The 13,318-nt window shown below is 38.3% G+C and carries 11 protein-coding genes; 3 read left to right on the top strand and 8 right to left on the bottom strand.

Annotation, left to right across the window (positions count from 1 at the left end; translation table 11 throughout):
• Nucleotides 1-12 precede the first annotated feature (12 nt).
• The gene (locus tag ACNAV8_RS07185; RefSeq protein WP_415777456.1) at nucleotides 13-1,194 is read right to left on the bottom strand and encodes a lipopolysaccharide biosynthesis protein; all 1,182 of its coding nucleotides are present in this window, start codon (nucleotides 1,192-1,194) and stop codon (nucleotides 13-15) included.
• Complete coding sequence (locus ACNAV8_RS07180; protein ID WP_415777455.1) at nucleotides 1,184-2,176, bottom strand: polysaccharide pyruvyl transferase family protein; 993 nt, start codon at nucleotides 2,174-2,176, stop codon at nucleotides 1,184-1,186. The genes ACNAV8_RS07185 and ACNAV8_RS07180 overlap by 11 nt, the downstream gene beginning before the upstream one ends.
• Before the next feature lie 150 nt (nucleotides 2,177-2,326).
• Here ACNAV8_RS07180 and ACNAV8_RS07175 point away from each other — a divergent pair, with 150 nt between their 5' ends.
• Nucleotides 2,327-3,073 (top strand): YdcF family protein, encoded by a 747-nt coding sequence (locus ACNAV8_RS07175; protein ID WP_415777479.1) that lies wholly within the window; start codon nucleotides 2,327-2,329, stop codon nucleotides 3,071-3,073.
• 101 nt (nucleotides 3,074-3,174) lie between these two features.
• Here ACNAV8_RS07175 and ACNAV8_RS07170 read toward each other — a convergent pair whose 3' ends face one another.
• The 6 genes from ACNAV8_RS07170 to metF all read right to left on the bottom strand — a co-directional run bounded on the left by ACNAV8_RS07170 (nucleotide 3,175) and on the right by metF (nucleotide 9,295).
• Nucleotides 3,175-4,359 (bottom strand): NRAMP family divalent metal transporter, encoded by a 1,185-nt coding sequence (locus tag ACNAV8_RS07170; RefSeq protein ID WP_415777454.1) that lies wholly within the window; start codon nucleotides 4,357-4,359, stop codon nucleotides 3,175-3,177.
• Nucleotides 4,360-4,401: 42 nt separating this feature from the next.
• The gene (gene pxpA, locus ACNAV8_RS07165) at nucleotides 4,402-5,142 is read right to left on the bottom strand and encodes a 5-oxoprolinase subunit PxpA (RefSeq protein WP_103855551.1); all 741 of its coding nucleotides are present in this window, start codon (nucleotides 5,140-5,142) and stop codon (nucleotides 4,402-4,404) included.
• Nucleotides 5,129-6,061 carry a 5-oxoprolinase subunit C family protein gene (locus ACNAV8_RS07160; RefSeq protein WP_103855550.1) on the bottom strand — a complete coding sequence of 311 codons (933 nt, stop codon included), beginning with the start codon at nucleotides 6,059-6,061 and terminating at the stop codon, nucleotides 5,129-5,131. Before ACNAV8_RS07160 ends, pxpA begins: the two co-directional genes overlap by 14 nt.
• Nucleotides 6,058-6,708, bottom strand: coding sequence for a 5-oxoprolinase subunit PxpB (pxpB, locus tag ACNAV8_RS07155; protein WP_103855549.1), 651 nt, complete (start codon nucleotides 6,706-6,708; stop codon nucleotides 6,058-6,060). The genes ACNAV8_RS07160 and pxpB overlap by 4 nt, the downstream gene beginning before the upstream one ends.
• A gap of 179 nt (nucleotides 6,709-6,887) precedes the next feature.
• Nucleotides 6,888-8,264: a YdgA family protein gene (locus tag ACNAV8_RS07150; RefSeq protein WP_181022036.1), complete on the bottom strand. Its 1,377-nt coding sequence runs from the start codon at nucleotides 8,262-8,264 to the stop codon at nucleotides 6,888-6,890.
• 149 nt (nucleotides 8,265-8,413) lie between these two features.
• Nucleotides 8,414-9,295, bottom strand: coding sequence for a methylenetetrahydrofolate reductase (gene metF, locus ACNAV8_RS07145; protein ID WP_103855547.1), 882 nt, complete (start codon nucleotides 9,293-9,295; stop codon nucleotides 8,414-8,416).
• Nucleotides 9,296-9,483: 188 nt separating this feature from the next.
• On the opposite strand from metF, the gene ACNAV8_RS07140 reads away from it, so the two are divergent.
• Complete coding sequence (locus tag ACNAV8_RS07140; RefSeq protein WP_415777453.1) at nucleotides 9,484-11,514, top strand: hypothetical protein; 2,031 nt, start codon at nucleotides 9,484-9,486, stop codon at nucleotides 11,512-11,514.
• Between the two features lie 155 nt (nucleotides 11,515-11,669).
• Nucleotides 11,670-13,046 carry a prephenate-dependent tRNA uridine(34) hydroxylase TrhP gene (trhP, locus tag ACNAV8_RS07135; RefSeq protein ID WP_415777452.1) on the top strand — a complete coding sequence of 459 codons (1,377 nt, stop codon included), beginning with the start codon at nucleotides 11,670-11,672 and terminating at the stop codon, nucleotides 13,044-13,046.
• The last annotated feature ends 272 nt before the right edge of the window (nucleotides 13,047-13,318 follow it).

Here is a 13,318-nt window from a genome sequence, read left to right as displayed (position 1 = left end):
ATCCAACTTAAATTAGTTATTCGTCTTTATAGGGAATTTATAATAGTAAATGAGTGAAATCATTAATCTCACTAAACTTGCCCCTATTAACGCATAGGCCACTCCATACAATCCGTGATTTTTGAAAGCAAAAAACAATCCGACCAAAACAAGAATAGAAATAATCTGGCGTGTAAATAATAATACTTGCTTACCTAAAATCAGCATATTTTGTGATAATAACCAAGAAAGCCCTGCTAATAATGAATTAATAATAAACCACAATAATACTGGGGCAACTTCAATATAAGCATTACCAAAAAATAAATGAATAACAGGTTCAGCTAAAAATGGCACAATTATCACCGCACTTATTCCCATTAAAAGAATAAGCCCTAGCACTGCACAAATACGATTTAGATTATTGAGTAAACCAGAATAATAATAATCCACCAGCATATTGATTATACGAGTGAGCAAGGCATCAAAGGCAATGCAAACCGTATATAAGCCTAAAGTATAGTTGCCCATTAACGCGACAATTAAAAAACGGTCTAGATTTACCGTTGTTGCGCCAAAGGTTTGTAGCAAGTTTTGTTTTAGCCAATTTTTGAAGAAATAATTTGGTACTATGCTTTTTATTTCTGCTTTCTGCTTAAACTGTTTTTCTATTTTGCTAAGGGCATAAAGTGCAAATAAAGCTTGTATGCAAGTTAAAATGGTTAAGAGCTGAACTACTTTTTCTAAATGTTGTTCACCAAAAAGGAAATAATAGCCGCCATATAACCCCACAGCTAAAATGGGTTGCTGTAAAGAAAGCAGGCGATAAACAGATAAATTAGCATCAATTTTACTTTTTTCTAAAGTAATCGTAAAAATAGCCGTTAAAACAACATTTAAAATAAATAAATAATGAAATGAAGTAATATTAAATAATAAAAGCGAAAGGCTGGATACCAATACCGAAAATAATAAAAAAGCAGAAAAATAGTAACGCCAATAATGATATTGGTTATTTCGCATACAAAGAGCGAGAGAAAACCCAACGCCGCCAGTAGCAATGGTTACCACATAGGTTACGGACGTAATAAAAAGCTGCAACGCACCACGTTCTTCAACTGCAAGCAAACGAGCAAGCAAAAAGGAACTCACCATTGTGAGTCCCGTGGTTAAGAAAGTGGTAATCAACAGTTTTGCAAAGGATTTATTCTTCATAAACTTTCACAAAATCAAGACCTTGCGTCCATTGGCGATAATAGCCTAGGTTTTTACCATAGGAATTATCACACACGTCATTTGGGATTTCTAACAGACAAGAAAAAATATGTCCGTGCAATCGGCTTGTTATCACTAAATCATAGTGTTGGAAAATGCCTTTACAGCGTTCAATCACAGCCAAACTGTGGCGATACCATAAATGATTGACCACATTTTTTAACCAAGGCTGATGAAATTTATTCGCGACTTTCGCTAATCCACTACAAATACGTTCATAATATTTATCTTGTGTGGTGAGAATATCTTCCCAATCTTTTATTTCGGCATTCTCTGGTAATGTGGCTTGGATATTTTTTTCCAAATGGCTTGCTTCAATGTCCTTGCGTAAAAAATATAAGGTTTTTTCTGCCGATTTTTGCACCGCACTTTGTTTTTTGGATCTTTGGTTTTTTAATAATGCTGAACCATAAAGTTGGTGGGCCATATCAGGCGATAGAAAAACCTTATCGGAAAACTGATCTTTCATTAATTGATAAGTTGCCTGATCGCGCGCAAATAAATAGCAGTCTTTATGGGCGGAAAAAATGGCTGCCGATTTTTCTTTCGCTTCGAGATTAGAAAAATAAGCAGTTTGTGGCATTACAATGATGCGATTATTCGGAAAGGCTTGCACCAAGGCTTCGCGCATTCCTTGAATGGCAGGGTAGAGATCACCGAAATTGCCGCCGCCGTGGCAGATTAAGGTGGTGTTTGGTTTTACATATTTTTTTACTTCATCAAGATCGAAACTTTGCAAGCAACGTCTTAATCGAATATTAATTTGATAATCCTGAAAAAACGCTTCTGTTCCCGCATAAATGAGTAAATCCCCCACGTTTAAATGGAGCGGATAATCAAAATACAGCACATCATTTTTATCCACGATCACATCAAGGATTTGCTTTAAATCTTGTTTAAGGGAAACTAAAATTTCGTTCATAGTTAATCATCTTTCCTATAAAGCTGCTCATCAGCGTAAAAGGGCTATTTTAAAACAGAATGCCCCATAGTTCCAAAAGGATTGAGTATCTTTACAAAAGATTACAAGCCCTTTATGCTAAGCGGCACGTTGTCTAGCTCAAAATTATTTATGTATTTACTCACCAAACTTATTGCAGCGATCATTCTTCCGCCATTTAATGTCTTGATTTTATGGATTTTTTCTTTATTTTTTGCGAAGAAACAATATAAAAAACTGAGTTTTGCTTGCGGTCTTTTAGGCGTTGTCATTTTGTATGTGTTCAGCATTCCTTACACTGCACAAAAATTGCAAGATAGCCTAGCAAAACAAACACCGCTCAGCCTTGCCGATTATAAAACGGCGCAGGCAATTGTGGTGCTAGGTGGCGGTTTGCGTGATAGTAACGAATTATTTGGTAGCCTTGCTGTGCCTGCAATCCCCCTTGAACGTTTGCGTTATGCGGCTTATTTACATAGAGAAACTCAGCTGCCGATTTTGATTACTGGTGGAACGCCTAATGGCAATTCTGAAGCCAAAATAATGGCAAAAGAGCTGCAAGAGTTTTTCCATACGCCAACTCAATGGCTAGAAGAAAAAGCGAAAACCACCATTGAAAATGCCCAATTTACTAAGGCGTTATTAGAAAAAGAGCATATCCAGCGTATTATTTTGGTCACCAACCAATGGCATATGCAACGCGCAAAATTCTTATTTGAAAAACAAGGATTTAGCGTTCTTCCTGCAAGCGTAGGCAATGGCGTTACGCCTGAAAGTTATGGCTTAACGCCAATGCACTTTATCCCACAAGCCAGTGCAATGCCCGCTAATATGCAAGCGCTGAAAGAATGGATTGGTTATTGGAAAGAGAAATTCTAAAAACGAAAAATAATGAAAAAGCGAAAACAGTGAAAACAAAAATACAGCAACAAAAAAAGTGCGGTGAAAAATCACCGCACTTTTTCTATGAATAAAAATGATTAAGCCATTAAATTACCAATATATTTTGATAAAGTCATAATGCTTAACACCGCCATTAAAATGACCACCAATGCCCCCGCCGCAGTCATCCAAGCAGGGTGTTTGTAGTCCCCAACAATTTTACTACGATGTGCCGCAAGTAAAATTAATCCCAGTGAAATTGGAAGAATTAATCCATTTAATGTTCCTACAAAAACAAGCACTTGTGCAGGTTTTCCAATGGTTGCAAGCACGGCAGTGGAAATCACAATAAATACAATAATCCAGCAATTTCTATGCTTAGCAATAAATGGGGAGAAGGTAGTTAAGAAAGACACAGAGGTGTAAGCCGCGCCGATCACAGAAGTAATTGATGCCGCCCAAATCACAATTCCAAAAATAATCAACCCGATATTTCCTGCAACGTGAGAAAATGGCGTTGCTGCTGGGTTGGCAGGATCAAGTTTTACCCCTTGAGAAACCACACCAAGCACGGCAAGGAACAGCACGACACGCATAATTGAGGCGATAAGAATGGCTGAAATAGAGCTTTTACTCACCTCTTTCAACGAATCTTTTCCTGTAATTCCGGCATCTAATAGACGATGCGCCCCAGCAAAGGTGATGTACCCCCCAACGGTTCCACCAACAAGGGTCACAATCGCAATCACATCTAATTTTTCTGGCACAAAAGTATGTACCACCGCATCAGCAACGGGCGGATTCGCATTCACTGCCACATAAATGGTCAGTGCGATCATCACAAAGCCCATCACTTGTGCAAAGCGATCCATTATTTTTCCTGCTTCTTTAAACAAGAAAATACCAACAGCAATCGCACCACTGATAATCGCCCCCGTTTCTGCTGGCAAGCCGGTTAGGATATTTAGCCCTAACCCCGCACCGCCAACATTACCAATATTAAAAGCAAGCCCGCCCATAACGATCAATACGGCAAGAAAATAGCCCGCTCCGGGTAAAACCGCATTTGCAATGTCTTGTGCCTTTTTTTCCGATACGGCGACAATTCGCCAAATATTTAGCTGTGCACCAATATCCAACAAAATGGAAAGTAAAATCACAAAGCCAAAGCTGGCGAATAAAGTTTGAGTGAACGTAGCGGTTTGCGTTAAAAAGCCCGGGCCAATGGCTGACGTTGCCATTAAGAACGCCGCCCCCAGTAATGCACTGCGGTTTTTAATCATAAAATACTCCTGTATATTTTTTGTTATTAATTGATGTTATGTTTAATTTGATTTCAGTTGAATATTATGTTCCATCAAAGCCTGACGAATTTTTTCAGCAAAAGAAATCGCGTGTTCACCATCACCGTGTAAACAAATGCTATCCGCTTTAATTGGCACTTCTACGCCATCAACGCTTGGCACAGTGCCTTGTAGCACCATTTGCAGTACTTGGCTGATGGCTTCATCATCATTTTCTACCATTGCATCAGGGCGGGTACGCGGCACTAATGAGCCGTCTGCAAGATAATGGCGATCAGCGAAGACTTCTGAAATCACCCCTAAGCCCTGTTGTTCCGCCACTTGCAACATTAAACTGCCCGATAAGCCCATTAATTTCAGTTTAGGATCAAAGGCTTTTAGGGTTTGTGCGATCAGTGTGGCAAGTGCTTCATCTTTTGCCGCTTGGTTATATAACGCACCGTGTGGTTTCACATAAGCCAGTGGCACAGCTTCCGCTTCGCAAAGGGCTTTGATTGCACCGAGTTGATAGAGCAGGCAGGCTTTCAATTCTTCATCAGGCAGTTGCATATTGGTGCGACCAAAATTTTCGCGATCAGGAAAACTTGGGTGTGCGCCCACTTGTACTTGGTTCTCTTTTGCCCAACGAATGGCTTTTCGCATTTCGTTGAAAGCCCCTGCGTGTAAACCGCAAGCGACATTTGCTGAAGTGACAAGTTGCAATAAGCGTTGATCATTACCGCAGCCCTCTGCTAAATCCACATTTAAATCAACGTGTTTCATTTACTTTTCTCCTTATGCGAGCTAAATAATCTTGGTTTTGTTGATAACGTTCACGTGCTTCATGATGAGAAATCACAGAAAAATGTACCGCACTTTCTAACGCATTTTGTGCTAAACGTCCGAGATCCGCTTCGATCACACAAGCTATTTTTGGATAACCGCCCGTAGTTTGCGTGTCCGCCATTAAAATAATCGGCATTCCGTCTGGTGGCACTTGCACCGTTCCCATTGGTGCGGCGTAAGAAAGCATTTCCAATGGTTGAGTGAGATTAAGTTTTTGTTCTCCGCTAAAACGATAGCCCATTCGACTGCTATTTTTTTCTAATCGCCAAGGCTGGTTTTGGAAAACTTGCTGACTTTGTGCGGTGAAATGGTCAAATTCGGAGGACGGCACGAGATGAATTTTATTGGTAAAATCAATAGGTTCAATGCTGATCGTAGAAAGGAATGTGTCGCGTTTGCCTGTGGCTATGTTATCTCCAGCACGCAATAATCGCCCTTGATAACCACCAAATCCTGCTTTGAGATCGGTGCTGCAAGAACCTAGCACTTTCGGTACATTAAAACCGCCTGCTACACAAAGATAAAGGTAATTTCCCATTGTGATCCGTTTAACCGTTAAACGTTGGCGTGCTTTTGCCGTGTATCGCCAATAAGCATAAATTGGTTGGTCATCAAGGTAGGCTTCACATAATCCACCGGTGAAACAAAAAGGCGTATCACAATCGAAAGTTAGGCTAAAACCGCCTAGCGTCGCTTCAATGGCTGGGGTATCAGGCTCGTTTGCCAATAAAAGGTTACCCGCCTGTAATGCTAAGGCGTCCATTGCCCCTGCGTGTCCAATGCCAAAATTGCGAAAGCCAAAACGTCCTAAATCTTGGATATGGGCGAAGCCATACATATTTTCAATATAAATCATAGGGTTATACTCTCCGCCACAAATTTTACGTTATCGCCAGCCATTAACAACACCGGCGGCTCTTGGCGAATATCAAATAATGGCATTTCCGTTCTGCCAAGTAATTGCCAGCCCCCTGGGGAGGTGAATGGATAAACGCCAGTTTGGCTGCCACCAATGCCCACTGAACCTGCGGGAACTTTGGTTCTGGGCTGTTCTCGTCTTGGTGTGTGTAAATTTTCAGGTAAACCGCCTAAATAAGGAAAACCCGGTTGAAAGCCCATCATAAAAACGGTGTAAGTGGGGGCGGTGTGGCGGCGGATAATTTCTTCGGGCGTGGTGTGATGAAATTTCGCTACATCAAATAAATCTTCGCCAAATTCACCGCCATAATGCACAGGGATTTCAATTAATCGGCTTTGGCGTGTTTCTGTTTGCTGTTCGCTTTGTTGCCAATAATGTAAGACTTGTTGCTCAAGTGCGGTGGGATTTGTGTCAAAATGATAAAACAGGGTGAAATTATTCATTCCCACCACCACTTCTTGCACATTGGGCTGCTGACGCATTTGCTCTGCAACAAGCCAAATACGTTGTTGCTTTGGTAGCTCTGCAGGCGGCGGTAAAGAACAAAGAAGAGAGCGTTCACTGGTTAAGGAAAAAGTTAGCATACATAACCCTCGTTTGTTAATGAGATGTTATTTTTCTAACGTTATTTCAACATACTGTCAAGGGAAAAATTAAGAATTTTTCTTAAAATAGAATTTATTCAAATTTGATAAGTTATTTTTGCCGAAAATAAAGCCACTTAATTATTCGTTAAGTGGCTTGAAAGTTAATTAAAATGATATTAGTAAGCCATCATCAATAGCATAATTGCCATTTTCATATCATTTTCTGACATTTCTTGATTGTTAAAAATTAATTTTTGCTTATCTTTATCCAACAAGATTTTAAAGTTAGCTTTATCATCTTTTAACATAAGGAAATTATTGCTTCCCATTTCTGTGAGATATTGCTCAACTATATTTTCAACTTCTTGCTCTGATACCTGTTGCGTTCTTGGGTTTATTGCAAATATATTTTTAACGAATTGAACTAACGCTTTTTTCTCTGATTCCGCACTGATTTTAAAGCTATCGAAGGCATCGAAAACTTTTTCATTTTCTAATGCACTCTGAAACGCTTGGCTTAAAGCAATTTTTACTTCAGCATCAAAAGCTTTGCCTTTATCATTGAAAAGCTCAAGTTTATCAATATCTAGCACAGGTTGGTTGGCTAAAATTTCTTTTTGTATTTGGCTAAGAACCTTATCATTATTGAAATCACTTTCATCAAGTTCATTTAAGCGATTTACCGCATCGCCTAAAATATGATTTACTGCACCTTTGAATTTTAATCCCGTAAGCACTTTATTATCAACTAAGATATTTTTGACAGTATAATCAAAGTTCGTATCAATAAAGCCATTTTTCTCATTGATTTTATTTTCAATATCAATGTTATCTAACACAAGATCGAGATTATTTTCAGCTTTGTGCAAGGATATTTTTTCAATTGAAACATCTGTATCACCTTGATAAATATTTTTCCATTGCGTTGGTAAAATGTATCCTTTACCTTTTAAATTTTCTATAAGTAAACGATCCTTATCATTAATAATTAAAGAAAACTTACTTACATCAATTTCAGATTTTCCATAGCCCTGCTGATCAACGTCAAATTTTCCGTCTAAATTCCAAGCCATTTCAATTTGATCATCTGTTTTATGAGCTACATCGGAATAAACTTTCCCTTTAATCTCTTGCCCATAGCTCATTGTTGTTACGGTTCTTAATGGATTTTTGCCATTGGCAGCGAAATAGGCTTGGGTATCTTGCGTTTTTTCTACTTCTGTATCCGCAGAAAATAGCGCAAAAGAAAAGTCATTTAAAGTGATAGGTCCGTGGTGAATTTTCCCCACAAAAGGAATCGTTCCGTTTAATTCTTCGCCTTTTATTTCAAGCTGATAACGTACATCAGAACTAAAAAAACCACGATCTAAAATCGCATCTTTAATTTGTACGGAATAGCCAGTATCAGCGAAAGATTGTTGTAAATGCTGATTGCTTAATTGAATGTAGTCGATATATTTTTGTTCGGCGATTTTTCCTGTGTACCACGCACCACCGCACCAAGCGCCGCCCAGAATGGCAATTAATCCGATTGATAAAGCTGATTTTTTCATTACGTTTCCTTTTAAATAAAATTTGCAGAAAAATAGCATAATTAGCCGTAAATCGCAAAAGATAGTAGGAAAATAAAGTGCGGTGCTTTTTTAGAAAATTTTATATCGAAAGCAAAAAATGGGGCTCTCCCCCATTTTTGTTTAATGAATTATTCTGGACGCACGCCAAGTGTGTGGCAAATGGCGTAAGTGAGTTCGCTGCGGTTGAGCGTATAGAAATGGAAATCCTTCACCCCTTCACGAGAAAGCACGCGCACCATATCCATTGCGATGCTCGCCGCAACAAGGTTTCTAGTGGTTTGGTCATTCTCCAATCCTTCATACATTTTTGCCATCCACGCTGGAATTTTCACATTGGTAATCTCAGCCATTTTTTGCAACTGTTTGAAATTAGTAACAGGCAAGATCCCCGGCACAATCTCGGCATCAATACCGATAGAAGCGCAACGATCTCGGAAGCGTAAATAGCTGTCAATATCAAAGAAAAATTGAGTAATAACATGATTTGCACCGGCATCAATTTTACGTTTTAAATTGATTAAATCCGCTTGAGCAGATTTTGCTTCGGGGTGTACTTCAGGGTATGCCGCCACGGAAATATCAAAATCAGCCACAGAACGTAATAATTCCACTAAATCTGACGCATAGAAAGGTTTTTTGTCATATCCAGCAGGCTCATCACCGCGCAATGCCACAATGCGGCGAATACCGCTATCCCAATAATCTTGGGCAATTTTTTTCAGTTCTTCTGGCGTGGCGTCAATTCCTGTTAAGTGTGGAGCTGCTTCCAAGCCTGTTTCTTGCTTAATATGTTTCACCACGCTGTGGGTGCGATCACGCTCCCCTGAATTTGCCCCATAGGTGACGGAAACGAATTTCGGTTTTAGCACTTTTAAACGATGAATGGAATCCCACAGAATTTTTTCCATATTTTCATTTTTTGGTGGGAAAAACTCAAAAGACACGTTGATGTTGCCGTTAATGCCTGATAAGTGGTTGTTTAATGTATCAATTTCTTTTGCATAGCTCATAGGCTTCTTCCTCTGTATTTTTATCCGTTTAGACTGCTGTACGGCTATAACATTAAAGATAAAAGGGAGCTGTGTCAATTTCAAAAAATTTCATTATTTTATGAAACAAATTCATAGCAAAGCTCTTATCGCTCGCTTATAAATCCGCTATACTTCTGAAAAATCAATCCCTAAAGTTAGGAAAGTCTATGAATAAAAAAGTAAAAATTGTTGGTTCACTATCCTTGATTGCTGCCACATTAGCTTTAGGCGCACAAATTTACACCAATCATAAAATTGATCAAATTCTGCAAAAATTCCCTTATTCCCTGCAAAATAAATTTCAGTTGGACGTGGTTGAGCAAAAGAAAAATTTCTTCAGTCGCGAGCTCATTCTCAAACTTTCTAATGATGAATCCAATACATCTAGCGAAATTATTCAAACAAAACTCACTGCACTTCCTTTTGCGGTGCTTGCAGATTCTGCCCTTATCCCAAGTTTTGTAAAAGAATTAAATAAAAATTTTAAAGTTACTATTGATAAAAATAATATCACCAGTAAATTTTCTGTTATTGGGGATTATTTCCAATCAAATATTGATACCCAATTTCGCGATCTCGCTAACAAATCACAATCTTTAGTAATAGAGCTAAATTTTGAACCTAAAAGTCATCTAATGGAAATTCAAAGCCATTTATCTGGCTTTAATTATGATGCAAACTCAAAAATTAACGATTTAACGGCAAATGCCATACTTATCCCTATTGATGATAATCAATATGATATTGAAAATGTATCCGTTCAACTTAAAGACGGTGATATTTATTTCTTAAATGGGGATAATACAAATATCAAACTACAAAAATTAGATTATAATTTAGATAAATCTTTATCTGGCAGCAATTACAACTTAAGCACAAAAATAAACACTGATGGGATAACTATTAAAGATAAAAATCCTAAACACGCTGCAATTCAGTTAAAAAATGTAGCATTCCAAATTGCTCAAAAAGACATTCCAAATCAACTTAGCTATGCAAAATTATTTCACCTGCTCAACAATAAAAATGAGCTAAACACGGCGGAAATTATCAATCAGTCTTTGGACTTACTATTTAAAAATAAAGAAAGTGAAGTTAGCTTTAATTTTGAAAAATTAACCTTAGCACATAAAGAAAGAGATAAAGAGGTTTCTTTTGATAACTTCTCTTCTTCCTTCAAAGGAAATTTTTCTGACTTATCACAAGTACAAAGTAGCTATGCTTTCGCATTAAAATCTAGTCAAAGCAAAGGAGAAGACACACCTTTTCAAATCAAAGGGATACAATTTGAAGGTAATAATAAAAATGTGAATCTTGCCACGCAACTTGAATTGTTAAAATCAAATATTCAGATTTTTTCGAAAATCAAACCATCAGAAAAAGAGCAAGAAAATGCCTCATTAGAAAAAGAGAAAAATACCTTTATTACCCACTTAAAAACGCTTTCACAGGATTATAATCAATCCCAAGAGATGCTATTTAAAATAGATGAATTGACTTTAGGTGATAATACCGAACTTAAAGGAATAGAAATTGGAGCAAGTGGCGCTATTTCTGAAGATAAGCAAGATAATGAGAACATTGAGCTTACCCTAGCAAGCTATGTGAATAAAAAAGATCAGTTCCAATTAAAAAATGGGAAAATCAGCCTTCCATTTACAGCAACAAATGTAGGTTCAATTATTCCTTTAAATATTTGTAATAACCTTATCTATCAAGCAGCTTGCACTAAATATCTTAGTGTCAATGATTATACTGACTTAATCATTTATCAGCCGATTAAAAATATCGCTATTAATATTGAACAGGCAACAATAAATGGTGAAATAGATACCTACCCTTCTACATCGCCAACCCCATTTGAAGGAAAACTCAGCTTAAAATCAGGGATATTAGAAGATCAAAAAGATAAAAGATCTTTCGCTTTATTATTAGAAAAATGGAAAAATACAAACATTGAGCTTTCTTTCGCCTTTGCCAATAAATTATTTAAAGAGAATTTATTGAAAGGTAAAAACTCAACTTCGTGGTTATTAATTAATGATTGGGTCAATCCTGAAGGGCAACTTAATCCTTATTTAAAAGAAAATGGCGATAATTACACCATTGAAATAAAAAAAGAAGGGGAGCAAACTTGGATTAATGGCGAAATATTCCCTCCAACCAATGGGGAAAATTTAGCCCCAGAACAACAATAATTGCTCTTATTAAGTGCGGTGAAAAAATTAACAAAATTTCCACCGCACTTTTTCTCTCTTTACTTTACAAATCGCAAAATCCCCCTACAATAACCGCCTTTACGCATTTACCTTGAGTGAATGCCTGACTTGTAATCAGACACAAAGAGAAATTTATGACAACCACATTCAAACCCGAACTGCTTTCACCCGCAGGTTCGTTAAAAAATATGCGCTATGCCTTTGCTTATGGCGCTGATGCTGTTTATGCAGGGCAGCCACGTTATAGCTTGCGTGTGCGCAACAATGAATTTAACCACGCTAATTTGAAAATTGGGATTGATGAAGCGCACGCGCTAGGCAAAAAATTCTATGTGGTGGTGAATATTGCACCGCACAATTCCAAATTAAAAACCTTTATTAAAGATCTTCAGCCTGTGGTGGAAATGAAGCCCGATGCCTTAATTATGTCTGACCCAGGGTTGATTATGCTTGTGCGTGAACATTTCCCTGATATTGATATTCACCTTTCTGTGCAAGCCAATGCCGTGAACTGGGCAACGGTGAAGTTTTGGAAACAAATGGGGCTAACCCGCGTGATTTTATCCCGCGAACTTTCTATTGATGAAATTGCTGAAATTCGCCAACAAGTGCCAGATATGGAAATTGAAATTTTCGTCCACGGTGCATTATGTATGGCCTATTCGGGGCGTTGCTTGCTTTCAGGTTACATCAACAAGCGCGATCCAAACCAAGGCACTTGCACCAATGCGTGCCGTTGGGAATATTCAGTGGAAGAAGGCAAGGAAGACGACGTGGGCAACATTGTTGGCAATGAAATTCCTGTGAAGAATGTCGCGCCAGCGCCAACCTTGGGCGAGGGGCAAACTACGGACAAAGTCTTCTTACTTGCAGAAAGCCAGCGTCCAGAAGAAAAAATGTCTGCCTTTGAAGACGAACACGGCACTTATATTATGAACTCAAAAGATCTACGCGCCGTGCAACACGTTGAAAAACTTACACAAATTGGGGTTCATTCACTAAAAATTGAAGGGCGCACCAAATCTTTCTACTATTGTGCAAGAACCGCACAGGTTTACCGCAAGGCCATTGATGATGCCGCCGCAGGTAAACCATTTGATGAAAGCTTAATGGATACCCTTGAAAGCCTTGCGCACCGTGGCTATACCGAGGGCTTTTTACGCCGCCATACGCACGATGAATACCAAAACTATGACTATGGTTATAGCATTTCTGAGCGTCAGCAATTTGTCGGTGAATTTACTGGTGTGCGTAAAGATGGCTTGGCCGAAGTGGCGGTAAAAAATAAATTCTTACTTGGTGACGAAGTGGAATTAATGACACCAAAAGGCAATATCGTGTTCAAAATTGAGCGTATGCTAAATCGCAAAGGGGAAGAAGTAGAAGCGGCGCTAGGGGACGGGCATTTTGTTTTCTTAGATGTACCAGAAGATTTGGATTTAGATTATGCCTTGCTAATGCGAAACTTGGTGAACGCCAACACGCGCAATCCGCACGCAGAAAGCAAATAATCACTTCAGTTGGCGAGCGAGTTAGCTCGCCTTTTTCTTGGCTTGATTTAAACTTTAATGAATTATTACATATTTGTTAATAAAATGTTGCAAATTACATTTTTCCTTGTATAATACCGCCATACCCTAAAAAGTATGACTCCAAATATTTTCAGCCCTTCCTTGAAGGGCTTTTTTTTTCACCTAATTTCCATAAAAACTCGCCAAAAAAGCACCGCACTTTTGTTTTATGGTGTTTCTGGGCAAATAATATTGCTATGTTAAAGGCTATT

It is taken from the genome of Avibacterium endocarditidis (genome assembly GCF_965138825.1).
GTDB lineage: Bacteria > Pseudomonadota > Gammaproteobacteria > Enterobacterales > Pasteurellaceae > Avibacterium > Avibacterium endocarditidis.
The sequence above is the reverse complement of the archived record's forward strand: the minus strand, read 5'-3'. Positions and strand labels throughout refer to the sequence as shown.

Coding starts and splice junctions, on each gene's coding strand:
- ACNAV8_RS07185 (WP_415777456.1), bottom strand. CDS start 1,194: ATGAAGAATAAATCCTTTGCAAAACTGTTGATTACCACTTTCTTAACC.
- ACNAV8_RS07180 (WP_415777455.1), bottom strand. CDS start 2,176: ATGAACGAAATTTTAGTTTCCCTTAAACAAGATTTAAAGCAAATCCTT.
- ACNAV8_RS07175 (WP_415777479.1), top strand. CDS start 2,327: ATGTATTTACTCACCAAACTTATTGCAGCGATCATTCTTCCGCCATTT.
- ACNAV8_RS07170 (WP_415777454.1), bottom strand. CDS start 4,359: ATGATTAAAAACCGCAGTGCATTACTGGGGGCGGCGTTCTTAATGGCA.
- pxpA (WP_103855551.1), bottom strand. CDS start 5,142: ATGAAACACGTTGATTTAAATGTGGATTTAGCAGAGGGCTGCGGTAAT.
- ACNAV8_RS07160 (WP_103855550.1), bottom strand. CDS start 6,061: ATGATTTATATTGAAAATATGTATGGCTTCGCCCATATCCAAGATTTA.
- pxpB (WP_103855549.1), bottom strand. CDS start 6,708: ATGCTAACTTTTTCCTTAACCAGTGAACGCTCTCTTCTTTGTTCTTTA.
- ACNAV8_RS07150 (WP_181022036.1), bottom strand. CDS start 8,264: ATGAAAAAATCAGCTTTATCAATCGGATTAATTGCCATTCTGGGCGGC.
- metF (WP_103855547.1), bottom strand. CDS start 9,295: ATGAGCTATGCAAAAGAAATTGATACATTAAACAACCACTTATCAGGC.
- ACNAV8_RS07140 (WP_415777453.1), top strand. CDS start 9,484: ATGAATAAAAAAGTAAAAATTGTTGGTTCACTATCCTTGATTGCTGCC.
- trhP (WP_415777452.1), top strand. CDS start 11,670: ATGACAACCACATTCAAACCCGAACTGCTTTCACCCGCAGGTTCGTTA.